Genomic DNA, 15,108 nt, shown 5'->3' on the forward strand with positions numbered 1-15,108 from the left:
CCCGAACCCCGAACCCCGAGGCTATAAATCAGCCATCACTGGTAATCGTAGTAATCAGCTCACTCAATACTTCTTCGGCTTTGTCAGTGTCTACTTGGCAAGTACCGGCATTTAAATGGCCGCCGCCGCCGTATTTAAGGCATAACTCGCCAACATTAGTATTTGAGCTGCGGTTGGTGATTGATTTACCAATGGCGTACACCACGTTTTGCTTTTTAAGCCCCCACATTTTATGAATTGAGATATTACACTCGGGGAACATGGCGTAAATAACGAAGCGGTTAGTAGCGTAAATGGTTTCTTCTTCGGTTAAATTAAGGACCACTAAGTTGTCGTGTACTGATGAGCAGCGGTCTATTTGCTCTTTAGCTTGTGCGTTGTGCTCGTGATATAAAGCAACACGCTCGGCAACATCTTCCATTGCTAGTATTTGTTCTATGCTGTGATCTTTACAGGCGTCAATTAGCTTCATCATTAACTGGTAATTAGAAATTTTGAATTCACGAAAACGACCAAGCCCTGTGCGCGCATCCATAATAAAGTTCATCAGTACCCAATCAGTTGGGTTTAAAATTTCATCTTTTGAAAATTGTGCAGAATCCCCTTTATCGACCGCTTCCATCATGTCAGTTGAAATATTAGGGAATTTCTCTGCACCGCCATAATAATCATAAACAACGCGTGCTGCAGAAGGCGCATCTGGGTCAATAATGTGGTTTTTTATATCGCTTGCGTTACGAACGGTTTCACTCAAGTGATGATCAAATGCAATATGACAACCGGCAACATAGGGGAGGTTAGTGGTAATGTCGTTGCTGGTAATGGCTATTTTACCGTCTTGCATGTCTTTTGGATGCACAAATAAAATATCGTCGATTAAGTCTAAATCTTTAAGTAATACGGCACACACTAGGCCGTCAAAATCGCTTCGAGTGACAAGTCTATATTTATTATTGCTCATTTTCGGTCCATTTTTGTTTGTTTATTAATCTGAGTGTAGCAGTTTAAACTCCATTTTATATACCAGTTTTTAACATAAAAAAAGCCAAAACAATGGTTTTGGCTTTGAGTAGCAAGTGTGTATTAGTGATGTGTTATGCGCCTGGGCCACATTCCATACAATGGTTAAGAATGTCTGGGCCAAATTTTAATTTAGCGTTTAAATCACGCAGTGCAGTGCGTAGACCTTCTTCAATAACAGGGTGATAAAAAGGCATATCTAGCATTTGCGGTACAGTCATTTTGTTTTGTACAGCCCATGCAAGTAAGTGTGCTATGTGCTCTGCTTGTGGGCCAATAAATTCAGCACCTAAAAATAAGCCGGTACCGTGCTCGGCATACACACGCATGTGCCCTTTGTTTTTTAGCATAACGCGGCTGCGACCTTGGTTTTCAAAGCTAACTTCGCCTATCTCAAAGCAATCACAACTTCCTAAACGTTGGCTAATTTCTTTAAAGCTTTCACCAACCATGGCAATTTGTGGGTCGCTGAAAACGGCAGCTATTTTAGCGCGGCGTAAGCCTGCGCGCACACTTGGATAACGGCCTGCGTTTTGCCCTGCGATTGTCCCTTGATCGGATGCTTCGTGAAGCAGCGGCAGCATGTTACTGGCATCACCAGCTATAAATATGTGTGAGTCGCCACATTGCATAGTATGGGCATCGGCCGTTGGTACGCCACGTTCATCAAGCTCTATGCCGGTGTTTTCTAACCCTAGCTTATCGGTGTTTGGTACTCGCCCAGTTGCAGCCAGTACATAGTCAAACTGCTCAGTATGTTTAACACCTTGCTTGTCGGTATAGGTTAGCTCTGCTTTATTACCTACTTTTTTCATGTCTGATACGTTTGAGTCGGTATCAACATAAAACTCTTCTGCAAATACAGTGTTAGCGTAATCTTTAACTACTGGGTCGGTTAATGGGCCTATGGCACCACCTACGCCAAATAGTTTTACCTTTACACCCAATCTGTGTAACGCTTGGCCAATTTCAAGGCCTATAACGCCAGGGCCAAATACGGCCACTGATTCTGGTAAATCATCCCAGTCGAATACATCGTCATTTATAATCAGTCGGTCGCCAAAGTTATTAAATACGCCTGGGTAAGAAGGGCGTGAACCCGTTGCAATTACAAAGCGTTTGGCAGTAATAATGGTGTGGTCGTCTATTTGTACGCGGTTGGCGTCTAAAAATTGTGCATAGCCACGAATTTTATCTTCGCTAGGTATTTCATCTACCGCTTCTACTACGAATCCTGCAAAGCGATCGCGTTCACTTTTTACTCGTGCCATAACGGCTTTACCGTCAATAACCGGTTTTGAGCTGTGAACACCAAAGGCAGGGGCCATTACTATTGAATGGGCGGCTTCTGCTGCGGCAATCAATAATTTACTTGGCATGCAACCAACACGTGCGCAGGTTGTACCGTATGGGCCAGATTCAATCATAAGTACGTTTTGAGTAAATTGTTTAGCATTACGATAGGCACTTAAACCAGCGGTACCTGCACCTATAACAACAACGTCGGTTTGCAATTCTTTCATAGTGTTTTTCCTTTAGTAAACAGGGGCGTTGCAGCCCCTGTTTTATTTACTTAATTAAGCAAAGTATTTTTCTAGGTCGTCTGAGCCACCAATGTGCTTACCGCCAATAAATACTTGTGGCACGGTTTCACGGCCCGATACCGCTTTAAGGCTGGTAAGTGATGCGCCAGCGCCCATTACGATTTCTTCAAATGCAAAGCCTTTAGCTGTAAGTAGCTCTTTTGCTTTTTTACAGAAAGGACAGCCAGGCTTAGTAAATAGAGTAACTGCTTCTGGTTTTACTTGAGTTGGGTTGATGTAATCAAGCATAGTGTCAGCGTCTGATACTTCAAATGGGTCGCCTGGTAAATCTGGCTCAATAAACATTTTCTCTACTACGCCATCTTTAACCAGCATAGAGTATCTCCAGCTGCGTTTGCCAAAACCTAAATCGTTTTTATCAACTAACATGCCCATGCCGTCGGTAAATTCACCGTTACCATCTGGTAGTAAGGTAATGTTTTGCGCTTCTTGATGTTCAGCCCATGCGTTCATTACAAACGTATCGTTTACTGATACACAAACAATGTCATCAACGCCATTTTGCTTAAGTACGCCAGCTAGTTCGTTATAGCGTGGTAAGTGCGTTGATGAACACGTAGGTGTAAATGCACCTGGTAGTGAAAATACAACAACCGTTTTACCTTTAAAAATGTCGTCTGTAGTCACTGATTTCCATTCGTCGTTTTGACGCGTTGCGAATGTTACGTTTGGGATTGTTTGACCTTCAATATTGTTTAACATGTTTTTAGTTCCTCTTGATTTGTTGATAGCCATTATGGCGAACAATTAAATATAGTTCCAATCGTTTGTTTGTATTAAACTGATAGGTATAAGCTATCAGGTTGAGTGTAAATATGAACTTAAAAGATTTAGAGTATATCAAAGCGGTTGCCCACTATAAGCATTTTCGTAAAGCGGCCGATGCCTGCTTTGTAAGCCAGCCTACCTTAAGTGGGCAAATTAAAAAGCTGGAACAAGAATTAGGCGTTATTATTTTTGACCGCTCTACCAAGCACGTTACCTTAACTGCCAAAGGTGAACGTTTATTGACACAAATAGCTGTCGTTTTAGAGCAAATACAAATATTAAAAGAGCTGGCAGCAACATCTAATGAACCACTGCAGGGTAAGCTAACCATTGGTATTATTCCAACGATTGCGCCGTATTTATTACCTACGCTACTAACATCAATGAAAGCAGCGTTTATAAATAGCCAGTTTTCGTTTATTGAAATGCAAACAACCACTATTTTAGCTGCGTTAGAAAGTGGTGAAGTCGACTTTGCAATTTTAGCGGATGTACCTGAACTTAAAAGTTACCATACCATTGATTTATATAAAGAAGACTTTTTAGTTGCCGTATCAAGCGATAACGCATTGTGTGAGCATAAAAAAGTGGCACTGCAAGACCTGCAAGGTTGCAACCTATTAATGTTAAGTGATGGCCATTGCTTTAAAGATCAAGCCCAGCAGTTTTGTTTTTCGGCAGGGGTAGATGTTTCCAGCCAGTATCAAGGAAATAGCCTTGAGACTTTATTGGCGCTGGTGGCGATGGATGATGGTGTTACGTTTGTGCCAAAACTTGCAGCAATACCACGAGTGGGTATTCATTATTTGCCTATTTTTCCTAATCAACAACGTAATATTGTATTTGCATGTAGAAAGCATTACCCGCACTTATCTGGGGTTGAGCAATTGGCTCAGTGGTTAAGCGCCCACTCTAATTTAAAGGCTAAACTAAGCGAGGCGCTTTAGCATTTTACATGCGGCTATTGCTCGGCAATCTCTACAATGTCATTAATTTGTACGCCCGGCAAAGGCTGATCATTAATACTGACGGCAATAGCGCTGAGCTGATAAAGCTGCTCAATTCGTATACGGTTAAGTGTAGTGATGGTATGCGGCATAGTGTTGCCTTGTGCGTCGGTTAAATAATTATGATGGGCAATACTCAGTAGTTGGCCTTCTTCTAAGCCATGAGCCTTACCTAAATTAATCACTAATTTATTGTTTTCCATATGCATTATTTTACCTTGAGTAGGTAGACAGGCCATGGCTGCTTGTAGGTCATAACTTAAGGTTTGGTTTATATCACTAATGCTTTGGCCAAAAGGTGATTGCCAAAACCGATTACTATTTACATCAATAATGGCTGTTTTTTCAAATGGCCAAATTGCTTGGCTTTGATAGCTCTTTTGCCATAACGGCTCGTAAGTGGTGCCATTAAATAAGCTAAACTCTATTTGGTAGTGGCGCTGATAGCTTTCATCTTGCCAAAACGCATAGTCGCTATTGAGTTTATCGCTGGTAGATAAACTGGTTATTTGACTTAACAGCACATATTGCGCATTGCTGCGTGATGAAATTTCTTCTAACTGACTGTTTGAATAGTCATGCTGTTGATTAAAGTAGGTATCAACCTTTATAGCTTTGTTGAAATAGGCAACGGGTATTGCACTCATTTTTGATTTTTGCAACGAGGTATAAATGTTTTTACTGACTGCTTTGTTAATGTCAAATATTTGACCCATTCTCGCTTGTTCACGATTTGTTAATTGGCTTTGCGTGACAGCTATAAACTTATTAAAGTTGCTTTGTGGACATTGCTCTGTTTGCGCAAAGATATCTAAGCGTAAGGTAATTGCAAACTCATCACTACTGCGGTTTTCGCTAACGAGCTCTATTTTTTGAATTTCGCCTTGGCTACTTATTTTTAGCTGATCTTGGGTTAAAACACCATCAACAAGTGTTTGCACCGAGCTCACCCGCGCACCAGAGAATACAAGGGCTTGGGTAATCGCATCTTTTATTGCAGCGGCCTTTGCACCGGGAATGTCGCTATTTTGAATAACCGCATGGCCTGTAGACTCATACCACTGAGCGTGGGTAAAAGGTGAAAACGTTAATACCGCAGTGGTGCTTAATCCTGCCAATACTGCTTTTAAAAACGATTTCATACTCTTACTCCAATTAAACGTTAGTGTTAATAAATCTCAGCAAGTAATGTACCACTATTATTTGTTGTTACAGAATATAGGTATCACTGGCATTAAACGTGCATAACTGAGTTTAATTAGTTTTTAAAGGCCCTGTATGATGCGAGTAATGCCATTAATGATCACATTAGGCTGCTTAACGTTAAGCGGTTGTAGCAATATATTTGATAAGCACGTTGAATATAAATATGTTGAGCCAAATAATTACCCTGTATTAAAAGCAATAGGGTACGCGCCCATTAGTTTGCAGTCGGGAAGTAATGACACTCAAAAACAGCTTATGGCAATTAAAGCCTCCAAGCTAGAAGCATACCGCGAACTAACGGAACAAGTGTACGGGCAAAAAATTACCGCAGGCACAACCGTCGCAGGCTCTGTTGCCCAAGATGATTATTTACAGAGTAAAGTGCAAGGTATTATAAAAGGTGCGCAAATTATAAAAACTTATGCTGTTAATGATGTGTATATTACTGAGCTTGAGCTTAATATGAAGCGCGTACACGACTTGTACATCGGTGAGATAAAACCACGGGAAGTGAAAAAAGTCACTTATTACTAAGCGACAAGTTATTACTAACCGACAAATTATTAATCATAAAAAAACGCCTAAACGAATAATCGTTTAGGCGTTTTTTTATGAGTATTCTTTAGGCTTTTAGGTTACGCACAATGCTGTTGTCAGTATTAACTACACTACCGGCTTGATCGTAGGTCATAGACGAAGGTGCGCCAATTAAAATACCCTTTAATTGCTTTACACTTAACTGCGCCTGGTGCGCTGCATGAGCGTTAACTTCATTTTGTTTTTGACACTGCTCAAGCTTTTCTCGAGTTAGCTTTATTAAGTCAGCGTTTTCATCTGTTTGCTGATCATTACTGGCAATAAGTTTGCTGAGTTCTTTATCAAGGGTGCTTATACTGGTTAAAAAAGACATTTTTTGTTGGGCAATTTCTTTTAAACCTTCACCTCTTCGAGATGCAATCGCAGTAAGCTCCTGAGTGAGTAACTCGCTCAGTTTTGTTAAGCAAGTAATTTGCTCATTTAGTTTAATTGTAATTAAACTATTGTGATCAGCCATAAACGTTAAACTCAAAGTCTGCTAGATTTTTGGCAAGCTTCTCACTGTCGATTTGATAATTACCTTCAGTAATCGCTTTTTTAAGCTCAGCAACTTTGTTGCTATCAAAACCAGAAGACTGCTGCGCTTTCTCTTGTAACGATTTTAATTGCTTAGCTTGCGGTGTTAAGCTCACCGAATCGCTGGCAGCTTTAGGTGAAGGCGTTTGTGCCGCCTGTGTATTTGCATTATCTCTTTTTAAATCAACTTTTTGCTGTTGAGTGTTTGTTAAAACACTCGGTTGTTGATTTGATTTATTTACTTGACCGACCATAATAAAAATCCGTATATTGCCCAACTGATGCCTTTATATCGGCATTTATTAAAGATACTTTAGCATAAATTTATATTAAATATTTACTTGCACAGACTCTACACCATCTACACGCGCATTTAAAACTTTACCTGTCTTTTTGTTTTCTACTCTTACTTGCTCGCCCAAGGTGCCATCCTCTAATGCAATACCCGTCGTTTTCACTCTTAACCCTTTGATATTAGCATAAATTGTAACAGAATCACCTTTGCACACCATACATATTTGATTAAGTAAAACGGGCATTCCTTCACGGATGTTGCGTTTGCTACGACTACCAATAAGAGCCGTTGGATCTTCAAGGTACTGCGCTCTGATAAAGTGTGCAGGGCGCATATCAATACTTAAATGGGATGGAGTAATCACTTCACCTCGTGCTAAATTGGTAGTTGCAACTACAACAGGTGCTGATTCAGTGATTCTGACATGAACGTACTGTGCCCAGTTGTCACTATCGTTACATTTTATTTGAATAGTGACTTGGCGATTAAAGGGAGGCTCACTTGGCGTTATTAGCTCAGGCTCAGAATTACATTGGCGATCGGGAATGCGGCTATCTAGCGGTAATGCGCTAAACTGTATTTTGTTATCATTTGTAGTCACTGCTTTTTGAGCAACATAAGATACAGCCATTTCTTGCAATAACTCTTTACTAAATACTTGTGCCTTTAGTGGCAAAGCGAAGCAGAGGCTAGCAAGAAAATAAAAAACACTGTATCTTCTGGTTTTTTTTAACAAACTCATAATGTTTCGACTATGCTTATGGTTGCAAACAGGGTATAAATATTTTGCGTCAGAATTTAGACGCCCCCGTTGTGTTATGACGCTTTATTAATTGAAAGCAATTATCGTTCCTTATATTTGTTTTCTTAGGAGATTTAAATGGCCGGCATTTTAGACTCAGTAAACCAACGTACGCAGTTGGTTGGGCAAAACCGCTTGGAATTATTGTTATTTAAGCTTAATGGGCGTCAGCGCTTTGGTATTAATGTGTTCAAGGTAAGAGAAGTTCTTCAATGCCCTCCATTGACTAGCATGCCGAAATCTAACACTTATATCCGTGGCGTAGCACATATTCGTGGGCAAACTATTTCGGTGATTGATTTATCTATGGCCGTAGGCGGGCGCCCAATAAAAAGCATCGAAGATGGCTTTATAATAATTGCTGAGTATAACCGTACAGTGCAAGGATTCTTAGTAGGTGGTGTTGAACGTATAGTTAACATGAACTGGGAAAAAATAATGCCACCGCCGTCAGGAGCGGGTCGTTATTCTTATTTAACAGCCGTCACTGAAATTGAAAATGAGCTCGTTGAGATACTCGACGTAGAAAAAATCTTAAACGAAATCTGCCCAGTTAATACTACCGTGAGCGATGATGTCGCCTCGCAAGGTAATATACAAAAAGATTTAGGCGAGAGAATAGTATTTATTGCTGATGATTCGGCTGTTGCGCGAAATCAAGTAAAACGAGCATTGGAACCATTAGGTGTAACAACTGAGTTGGCTAAAAATGGTAAAGAAGCTTTAATAAGATTAAAAGAAATTGCAGAGCTCGATTGCGTAAATGATATTACAGAGCGAGTAGGGCTACTCATTTCTGATGTAGAAATGCCAGAAATGGATGGTTACACGCTGACTGCAGAAATCAAAGCTAATCCTAAACTTGCGCCACTACATGTGATTTTACACACATCATTGAGTGGTGTTTTCAATCAAGCGATGATTGAAAAAGTAGGAGCAGATGATTTTATTGCAAAATTTAACCCAGACGAGCTTGCAACAGCCGTTAATAAATGGGTTCATCGTGATTAATAAACATAGGTGTTATTGATTTGACTAATAAAGATTTGCAGCAAAACGAATACGATCAATTTCGCTTATTTTTAGAACAACAGTGCGGTATTGTTTTAGGTGAAAATAAGCAGTATTTGGTAAAGAGCCGTTTGGCACCATTAATGTCTCGATTTAATGTTGAATCGTTGTCTGAATTGGTAAGTAAAACTCTCGGTGTGCATGAGCGCCAGTTGCGCGCTGCCGTTGTTGATGCCATGACAACCAATGAGACATTGTGGTTTAGAGATCAGTATCCGTTTGAGTTACTTAAAACCAGATTATTCCCTGAGTTTAAAACGTTAAATAGGCCATTAAAAATATGGTCTGCGGCGAGCTCATCAGGACAAGAACCCTACTCAATAGCGATGTCGGTTGCTGAGTTTCAATCCAGCAGCCCTGGTGTTTTAAAAATGGGTGCACAAATAATTGGTACAGATATATCAAATACCATGCTTGATATGTGTAAACATGCTGAATATGATGCATTGGCATTGGCTCGTGGACTCTCTGCTGAACGCCGTAAAAAGTTTTTTAAAGACAGCGGCAATGGTATGGCACAAGTGGTTGATTCATTGAAAAAGCAAGTGAGCTTTAGGCATTTAAATTTGCTCGATTCGTACGCTTTAATGGGTAAGTTCGATATTATATTTTGCCGTAATGTTTTAATTTACTTTTCACCTGAGGTGAAAGCCAAAATAATTGCACAATTCTCTCAAGCACTTAACCCTAAGGGGTATTTATTTTTAGGTGCGTCGGAGTCTATGTCTGGTTTAAGTACTGACTTTGATATGGTGCGTTGTAACCCTGGTATCATTTATCAAAAGAAATGACCTTCATTAATATATTATCCCTCCTCTAAACGACGCCTATTGCGTCGTTTTTTGTTTTTATCATCACTATTTTCACTGCTGGCTCATTTATTGCTTTATCTGTACTGAGTCAATTTTTTGGAGGTAGTTATGGCTATCAGTTTTGATAAAGCATTAGGCGTGCATCCGCATGCGATGTTGATCCGTTCGCAAAGAGCAGAAATGCTCGCTACTAATATCGCAAATGCTGATACGCCCGGCTATAAAGCAAAAGATATCGACTTTGCCTCAGCATTAAAAACGGCAAAGTCCAACCAACTAAGCGGCAATACCATGGTAAGAACCAATGAAAAACACATTGCCGGTGGTACCCGTAGTGTAGGTAGTAATGAACTATTTCGTACGCCAAATCAAACAGATACAGGTGATGGCAACTCTGTTGATATACAAGTGGAACGGAACTTGTATACACAGAATGCTATGGAGTATCAGGCCAGTGTCCAGTTTCTTAATGGTAAATTTAAAGGCCTGAAAAAAGCCCTCGGTAGTCAAGGAGCCTAATTATGAGTTTATATAATGTGTTTGATATTGCTGGTTCTGGTATGAGCGCGCAAAACGTGCGATTAAATACCACGGCAAGTAATATCTCTAATGCCAATACAATTAGCTCTTCACAAAATGAGACGTACCGAGCGCGACAACCTGTATTTGCTGCGGAGCTAACAAAAGCGTCAGCGTCAGCAAGCAACCCACAGGGCTCTGCCGTTGGTGTAAAAGTGTTAGGAGTGGTTGAAAGTAATAAACCACTACAAATCGAATATAACCCAAATCACCCGAGTGCGGATGAAAATGGATATATTTACAAACCCAACGTGAATGTTGTTGAGGAGATGGCAAATATGATTTCTGCTTCTCGCTCTTATCAGACAAATGTTCAAGTTGCTGATGCAGCTAAGCAAATGTTAAGTAAAACACTGCTGTTAGGTCAGCGGTAACTGAGGGTAGCTCATGAGTAACGATATTAGTACTTCTTCATCCTACATGGACTCTTTACGTTGGCAAGATAAGCAAGTGCCAAAAAAAGAAGAGAGTGATGCGTTAACCCAAGAAGATTTCTTTTCGTTGTTAACACAGCAGTTGTCATATCAAGATCCCAGCAAACCAGCTGATAACGATCAGATGATTGCACAAATGACAAACTTTACTATGGCTGAAGGGATCTCAAATTTAAACTCTAACTTTGAGTCTTTAGCTGCGTCGATGACATCAAATTCAGCATTGCAAGCATCAACACTGGTTGGTAAGCAAGCGCTGCTGGAGTCTGACACACTTGAGCTTAATGAGTCGGGTGAGGTAAAGGGAGCGATTGTTGCTGAAAAGCCGGTAGACAATTTAACGCTTCGTATTGAAGATGCATCAGGGCAATTAGTTAAAACTATTGATTTAGGCACGCAGCCTGCAGGTGCGGTTCGCTTTGCATGGGATGGTAAAAACGAAGCGGGTGAACGACTTCCTCCTGGTGAATACAATGTTAAAGCTGAAGGCAGTACGGATGGCGAATTCTCTAGCTTACCAATTGCCTCATTCAAAAATATTGAGAGTGTTAATATTAATGGCTCAAGCGGCATTATTATTAATACCAAAGAAGGTGCGGTTAGGCTGACTGATGTCGCAGAAATCGCGTAATAGATTTTATGTATTTTTTAGCCAATAGGCTAAATATTTTTTAGGTTAGAGGTTAATTATGAGCTTCAATATTGCATTAACAGGCCTTGCTGCCGCACAAAAAGATTTAGATGTTACCGCCAATAATATTGCCAACGTAAATACCACGGGCTTTAAAGAGTCTCGCGCTGAATTTGCTGATGTATACGCATCATCAGTATTTAGCGCCGGTAAAACGAAAAATGGTGATGGTGTACAAACCACTATGGTTGCCCAGCAGTTTCATCAGGGCTCGCTGCAGTTTACTAATAATTCACTGGATTTAGCGATCACAGGTGAGGGGTATTTTGCTACCAGTCAAGACTTAGGCGCACAAGACTTTACCTACACGCGTGCGGGTGCATTTAAGCTTAATAAAGATAACTTTGTTGTAGATGCTAAAGGTAATTTTTTACAAAGCTTCCCAGTTGATGAAGTTAGTGGTGATACGACCTCTGTAAGTCTTAGTACTTCATCTGCTTTACAAATACCAGATTCTTCGGGCTCTCCGCGCTCTACTTCAAACGTTTATACATCATTTAACGTCGATTCTCGAGAAGATGTAATAGCTGTCCCTTTTGATGCAACAGACAGTACTACTTATAACTCTTCGACATCGACCACAATGTATGACTCACTTGGTGAGCCACATGTTCTACAATTCTTTTTTGTAAAAACAGCGCCTAATGAATGGCAAGTACATGGTACGCTTGATAAAACTCCCTTTGATGCAACTGGTGCCGCGACAGCAACACCAAGCCCGCTAAGTACCTTTGGGTTTGATGCTAGCGGTTTGCCTGCAACGACTAATGGTGCTCCAAATGTTGGTCCAACCTTTACTGATGTTAATTTAACCGGAACTAATTTATCGGGTATTTTATCTAATGGCGCCCAATTTGATGATATTGCGATTAATTGGCGCGATGAGGCCGGTACTGCAAATAGAACGCCTACTCAATATGCGAGTCGCTTTGAGGTGAAAGCACTAGAGCAAGATGGTGCGACAGTAGGTCGCTTAGCGGGTATTGATATTGGTACAGATGGAAAAGTTGTTGCATCTTACAGTAATGGTGATTCAACTTACTTAGGTCAAGTTGCCATGGTGCGCTTTTCAAACTCACAAGGTTTGCAGCAAGTAGGTGACACTTCATGGAAAAAAAGTTTGACCTCGGGGGAACCAATTGCGGGTGAGCCAGGTTCAGGCACACTAGGCAACATTAATTCGTCAGCTCTTGAGCAGTCTAACGTAAACTTAACCAATGAGCTGGTTGATTTGATTAGTGCGCAGCGTAACTTCCAAGCAAACTCTCGTGCGCTTGAGGTTAACTCAACTATTCAACAGAACATCCTTCAGATCAGATAATCATATTTTGATTTACTAAGGCTGCTTAGTGCAGCCTTTTTTATTCCTCTCCTAAAATCTTATTCACACTTAAATTTAATTTGGCACTTATATTGCATTTACTCATACATAGATTTCTTAATGAGTCGATGTTATGGATAAAATGGTCTACATAGCGGCATCTGGCGCTAAACAAAGCATGCAAGGGCTTGCTCTTAAAGCCAATAATTTGGCAAATGCGAATACCACTGGGTTTAAATCTGATTTTGCGCAAGCACGGTCAATGCAGGCTTTCGGTGAAGGTTTGCCGACTCGTGTTTTTGCTATGCAGGAGCGCCCAGGATCAAACATGACATCGGGCGGTGTTGTCGAAACAGGTCGCAGCCTTGATATTGCTATGAGTGATAACGCATGGCTGAGTGTTCAGGATGCCTCTGGTAATGAAGCCTATACAAAAGTGGGTTCGTTAAATATAACGGCTGAAGGAATGTTGACTACCAGCGACGGTCGTCAAGTTATTGGCGAAGGTGGGCCAGTCATATTACCTGTACCGATTGAAAAAATTGAATTTAGCAAAGATGGCACTATTCAAGTTCGCCCTCAAGGTGCACCGGCTAACTTTTTAGAAGAAGTTGATCGGCTAAAAGTAGTTGATGCAAACAACGCTACACTCGAGAAGGGTAACGATGGCTTATTTAGAGCTAAACCAGGCCAAATAGTTGAAACATCAGCCAATGTACAAGTATTAGGCGGCACATTAGAAAAATCGAATGTAAATCCTGTGCATGAAATGGTCGATATGATCAGTCATCAACGCCAATTTGAATTACAAGTAAAACTGATGAAAACAGCTGAAGAGATTGACGAACGTCAAGAACAGCTGATGCGCATCGTTTAACTATAACGTGAGGATATTATTATGAATCCAGCATTATGGATAAGTAAAACAGGGCTTGACGCTCAACAAACAGATATATCGGTTATATCAAATAACTTAGCGAATGCCAGTACAGTGGGTTACAAAAAAAGCCGCGCTATTTTTGAAGACTTACTCTACCAAAATATTAATCAACCAGGCGGTCGCTCATCGCAAGACACCGAAATGCCGTCAGGCTTAATGTTGGGCGCGGGTACGAAAGTGGTCGCTAATCAGAAAAACTTTTCCCAAGGTAACATGCTCACCACTGAAAATTCATTAGATTGGATGATTTCTGGTCCTGGATTTTTTGAGGTTTTACAGCCTGATGGCAATATTGCCTATTCGCGTAACGGTCAGTTTACCACCGACGGTGAGGGGCGAGTTGTAACTTCGGGTGCCGGTTACGTTGTTCAGCCTGAAATGAATGTGCCTGATGATGCACAGTCAATCACCGTATCTCAAGATGGTGAAGTGTCAGTTCGCATTAAAGGTCAAGCCGAAAACGTGGTTATTGGTCAAATTACTATTAGTGATTTTATCAATCCGTCGGGCCTTGAGCCTATAGGGCAAAACCTTTATACCGAAACTGCAGTAAGTGGTGCACCTGTTCAAGGTAACCCGGGGGTTGAGGGCTTAGGTACAATTATTCAAGGTTCACTTGAAACATCAAATGTAAATGTGACCGAAGAGTTGGTTAATTTGATTGAAACTCAGCGAGTTTACGAAATGAACTCAAAGGTAATTTCAGCGGTTGATGAAATGATGAGCTACATCAATCAACAATTATAGTCTTGGGGGATTGTATGCGTAATATCATGTTATTTGCAGTAGGGACTTTACTGTTAAGCGGTTGTGTATCTACACAAAATAATGAAGTAGTGCAGGACGATCCCTACTATGCACCTATGTATCCTGAGCCTAATATGGAGCCAGTGGTAGCAACTGGCTCTTTATTCAGTACTCAGTTATCGAATGACTTATATGCCGATAAGAAAGCACTTAGAACAGGCGATATCATTACGGTTAAATTGCAAGAGTCAACCCAAGCCACAAAAGCGGCTAAAACAGAAACAGATAAACAAACAGATGCTAGCCTCGATCCTGTTATTGGTTTAGGTGGTTTACCGGTTAATATTGGTGGCGATAGTATTCAATTTGGGGTTGGTAGTGATGCGTCGTTTAAAGGTGACTCAAAATCAAATCAATCAAACAGCCTAGTTGGCGATATTTCGGTTAACGTGATGCGAGTATTACCAAATGGTAATTTAGTGATTCGCGGTGAAAAATGGCTAACGCTAAATACCGGTGAAGAATTTATTCGCTTAGAGGGGTTAGTGCGTCCGCAAGATGTCAATGCCGATAATACTGTTGAGTCTAATCGAATTGCGAATGCACGTATTCAGTATTCAGGTAAGGGTCAAACTCAAGAGGCACAAAGCCCGGGTTGGTTAACGCGTTTCTTTAGTAGCTCATTGTTTCCTTTTTAG

General features: G+C 40.7%; 18 protein-coding genes. 11 read left to right on the forward strand and 7 right to left on the reverse strand.

Features of this window, described 5'->3' with window-relative positions:
• Nucleotides 1-28 precede the first annotated feature (28 nt).
• From QL984_RS08830 to QL984_RS08840, 3 genes are all read right to left on the reverse strand, one after another.
• The gene (locus QL984_RS08830) at nucleotides 29-961 is read right to left on the reverse strand and encodes an exopolyphosphatase (protein ID WP_036953612.1); all 933 of its coding nucleotides are present in this window, start codon (nucleotides 959-961) and stop codon (nucleotides 29-31) included.
• 133 nt (nucleotides 962-1,094) lie between these two features.
• A complete protein-coding gene (locus tag QL984_RS08835; protein ID WP_036953615.1) occupies nucleotides 1,095-2,543 on the reverse strand; it encodes a dihydrolipoyl dehydrogenase in 1,449 nt (482 codons plus the stop codon).
• A gap of 54 nt (nucleotides 2,544-2,597) precedes the next feature.
• The gene (locus tag QL984_RS08840) at nucleotides 2,598-3,326 is read right to left on the reverse strand and encodes a glutathione peroxidase (protein ID WP_008466566.1); all 729 of its coding nucleotides are present in this window, start codon (nucleotides 3,324-3,326) and stop codon (nucleotides 2,598-2,600) included.
• 113 nt (nucleotides 3,327-3,439) lie between these two features.
• Here QL984_RS08840 and QL984_RS08845 point away from each other — a divergent pair, with 113 nt between their 5' ends.
• Nucleotides 3,440-4,339, forward strand: coding sequence for a LysR substrate-binding domain-containing protein (locus QL984_RS08845; protein WP_069438728.1), 900 nt, complete (start codon nucleotides 3,440-3,442; stop codon nucleotides 4,337-4,339).
• 14 nt (nucleotides 4,340-4,353) lie between these two features.
• Here the strand turns inward: QL984_RS08845 and QL984_RS08850 are convergent, their stop codons facing one another.
• Complete coding sequence (locus QL984_RS08850) at nucleotides 4,354-5,541, reverse strand: flagellar assembly protein T N-terminal domain-containing protein (RefSeq protein ID WP_290172457.1); 1,188 nt, start codon at nucleotides 5,539-5,541, stop codon at nucleotides 4,354-4,356.
• A 139-nt stretch (nucleotides 5,542-5,680) separates the two neighbouring features.
• On the opposite strand from QL984_RS08850, the gene QL984_RS08855 reads away from it, so the two are divergent.
• Nucleotides 5,681-6,139: an LPP20 family lipoprotein gene (locus QL984_RS08855; protein ID WP_036953730.1), complete on the forward strand. Its 459-nt coding sequence runs from the start codon at nucleotides 5,681-5,683 to the stop codon at nucleotides 6,137-6,139.
• An 88-nt stretch (nucleotides 6,140-6,227) separates the two neighbouring features.
• Here the strand turns inward: QL984_RS08855 and flgN are convergent, their stop codons facing one another.
• The 3 genes from flgN to flgA form a co-directional block, all read right to left on the reverse strand.
• On the reverse strand, nucleotides 6,228-6,659 hold the full coding sequence (gene flgN / locus QL984_RS08860; RefSeq protein WP_013465599.1) for a flagellar export chaperone FlgN: 432 nt from the start codon (nucleotides 6,657-6,659) through the stop codon (nucleotides 6,228-6,230).
• Nucleotides 6,652-6,972 (reverse strand): flagellar biosynthesis anti-sigma factor FlgM, encoded by a 321-nt coding sequence (gene flgM, locus QL984_RS08865; protein ID WP_013465598.1) that lies wholly within the window; start codon nucleotides 6,970-6,972, stop codon nucleotides 6,652-6,654. The genes flgN and flgM overlap by 8 nt, the downstream gene beginning before the upstream one ends.
• 75 nt (nucleotides 6,973-7,047) lie before the next feature.
• Entirely contained in the window at nucleotides 7,048-7,755 is a 708-nt protein-coding gene (flgA, locus tag QL984_RS08870) for a flagellar basal body P-ring formation chaperone FlgA (RefSeq protein WP_016899218.1), read from the reverse strand.
• Between the two features lie 138 nt (nucleotides 7,756-7,893).
• On the opposite strand from flgA, the gene QL984_RS08875 reads away from it, so the two are divergent.
• The 9 genes from QL984_RS08875 (at nucleotide 7,894) to flgH (ending at nucleotide 15,108) form a co-directional block, all read left to right on the forward strand.
• Nucleotides 7,894-8,826, forward strand: coding sequence for a chemotaxis protein (locus QL984_RS08875; RefSeq protein WP_013465596.1), 933 nt, complete (start codon nucleotides 7,894-7,896; stop codon nucleotides 8,824-8,826).
• Nucleotides 8,827-8,846: 20 nt separating this feature from the next.
• Nucleotides 8,847-9,677: a protein-glutamate O-methyltransferase CheR gene (locus QL984_RS08880; protein WP_013465595.1), complete on the forward strand. Its 831-nt coding sequence runs from the start codon at nucleotides 8,847-8,849 to the stop codon at nucleotides 9,675-9,677.
• Between the two features lie 129 nt (nucleotides 9,678-9,806).
• Complete coding sequence (flgB, locus tag QL984_RS08885) at nucleotides 9,807-10,217, forward strand: flagellar basal body rod protein FlgB (RefSeq protein ID WP_013465594.1); 411 nt, start codon at nucleotides 9,807-9,809, stop codon at nucleotides 10,215-10,217.
• Between the two features lie 2 nt (nucleotides 10,218-10,219).
• A complete protein-coding gene (flgC, locus tag QL984_RS08890; RefSeq protein ID WP_013465593.1) occupies nucleotides 10,220-10,651 on the forward strand; it encodes a flagellar basal body rod protein FlgC in 432 nt (143 codons plus the stop codon).
• A 13-nt stretch (nucleotides 10,652-10,664) separates the two neighbouring features.
• Nucleotides 10,665-11,342, forward strand: a complete 678-nt coding sequence (locus QL984_RS08895) for a flagellar hook assembly protein FlgD (protein ID WP_013465592.1) — start codon at nucleotides 10,665-10,667, stop codon at nucleotides 11,340-11,342.
• A gap of 58 nt (nucleotides 11,343-11,400) precedes the next feature.
• Nucleotides 11,401-12,723 carry a flagellar hook protein FlgE gene (gene flgE / locus QL984_RS08900; protein WP_013465591.1) on the forward strand — a complete coding sequence of 441 codons (1,323 nt, stop codon included), beginning with the start codon at nucleotides 11,401-11,403 and terminating at the stop codon, nucleotides 12,721-12,723.
• A gap of 133 nt (nucleotides 12,724-12,856) precedes the next feature.
• Nucleotides 12,857-13,600, forward strand: coding sequence for a flagellar basal body rod protein FlgF (locus QL984_RS08905; RefSeq protein ID WP_013465590.1), 744 nt, complete (start codon nucleotides 12,857-12,859; stop codon nucleotides 13,598-13,600).
• Nucleotides 13,601-13,621: 21 nt separating this feature from the next.
• The gene (flgG, locus tag QL984_RS08910) at nucleotides 13,622-14,410 is read left to right on the forward strand and encodes a flagellar basal-body rod protein FlgG (RefSeq protein WP_013465589.1); all 789 of its coding nucleotides are present in this window, start codon (nucleotides 13,622-13,624) and stop codon (nucleotides 14,408-14,410) included.
• A gap of 14 nt (nucleotides 14,411-14,424) precedes the next feature.
• On the forward strand, nucleotides 14,425-15,108 hold the full coding sequence (gene flgH, locus QL984_RS08915) for a flagellar basal body L-ring protein FlgH (RefSeq protein ID WP_013465588.1): 684 nt from the start codon (nucleotides 14,425-14,427) through the stop codon (nucleotides 15,106-15,108).

Source organism: Pseudoalteromonas sp. APC 3495, from assembly GCF_030407645.1.
Lineage (GTDB): Bacteria > Pseudomonadota > Gammaproteobacteria > Enterobacterales > Alteromonadaceae > Pseudoalteromonas > Pseudoalteromonas tetraodonis.

Excerpts from the sequence above, each read along its gene's own strand:
- QL984_RS08830 (WP_036953612.1), bottom strand. The coding sequence starts at position 961 with ATGAGCAATAATAAATATAGACTTGTCACTCGAAGCGATTTTGACGGC.
- QL984_RS08835 (WP_036953615.1), bottom strand. The coding sequence starts at position 2,543 with ATGAAAGAATTGCAAACCGACGTTGTTGTTATAGGTGCAGGTACCGCT.
- QL984_RS08840 (WP_008466566.1), bottom strand. The coding sequence starts at position 3,326 with ATGTTAAACAATATTGAAGGTCAAACAATCCCAAACGTAACATTCGCA.
- QL984_RS08845 (WP_069438728.1), top strand. The coding sequence starts at position 3,440 with ATGAACTTAAAAGATTTAGAGTATATCAAAGCGGTTGCCCACTATAAG.
- QL984_RS08850 (WP_290172457.1), bottom strand. The coding sequence starts at position 5,541 with ATGAAATCGTTTTTAAAAGCAGTATTGGCAGGATTAAGCACCACTGCG.
- QL984_RS08855 (WP_036953730.1), top strand. The coding sequence starts at position 5,681 with ATGCGAGTAATGCCATTAATGATCACATTAGGCTGCTTAACGTTAAGC.
- flgN (WP_013465599.1), bottom strand. The coding sequence starts at position 6,659 with ATGGCTGATCACAATAGTTTAATTACAATTAAACTAAATGAGCAAATT.
- flgM (WP_013465598.1), bottom strand. The coding sequence starts at position 6,972 with ATGGTCGGTCAAGTAAATAAATCAAATCAACAACCGAGTGTTTTAACA.
- flgA (WP_016899218.1), bottom strand. The coding sequence starts at position 7,755 with ATGAGTTTGTTAAAAAAAACCAGAAGATACAGTGTTTTTTATTTTCTT.
- QL984_RS08875 (WP_013465596.1), top strand. The coding sequence starts at position 7,894 with ATGGCCGGCATTTTAGACTCAGTAAACCAACGTACGCAGTTGGTTGGG.
- flgB (WP_013465594.1), top strand. The coding sequence starts at position 9,807 with ATGGCTATCAGTTTTGATAAAGCATTAGGCGTGCATCCGCATGCGATG.
- flgC (WP_013465593.1), top strand. The coding sequence starts at position 10,220 with ATGAGTTTATATAATGTGTTTGATATTGCTGGTTCTGGTATGAGCGCG.
- QL984_RS08895 (WP_013465592.1), top strand. The coding sequence starts at position 10,665 with ATGAGTAACGATATTAGTACTTCTTCATCCTACATGGACTCTTTACGT.
- flgE (WP_013465591.1), top strand. The coding sequence starts at position 11,401 with ATGAGCTTCAATATTGCATTAACAGGCCTTGCTGCCGCACAAAAAGAT.
- QL984_RS08905 (WP_013465590.1), top strand. The coding sequence starts at position 12,857 with ATGGATAAAATGGTCTACATAGCGGCATCTGGCGCTAAACAAAGCATG.
- flgG (WP_013465589.1), top strand. The coding sequence starts at position 13,622 with ATGAATCCAGCATTATGGATAAGTAAAACAGGGCTTGACGCTCAACAA.
- flgH (WP_013465588.1), top strand. The coding sequence starts at position 14,425 with ATGCGTAATATCATGTTATTTGCAGTAGGGACTTTACTGTTAAGCGGT.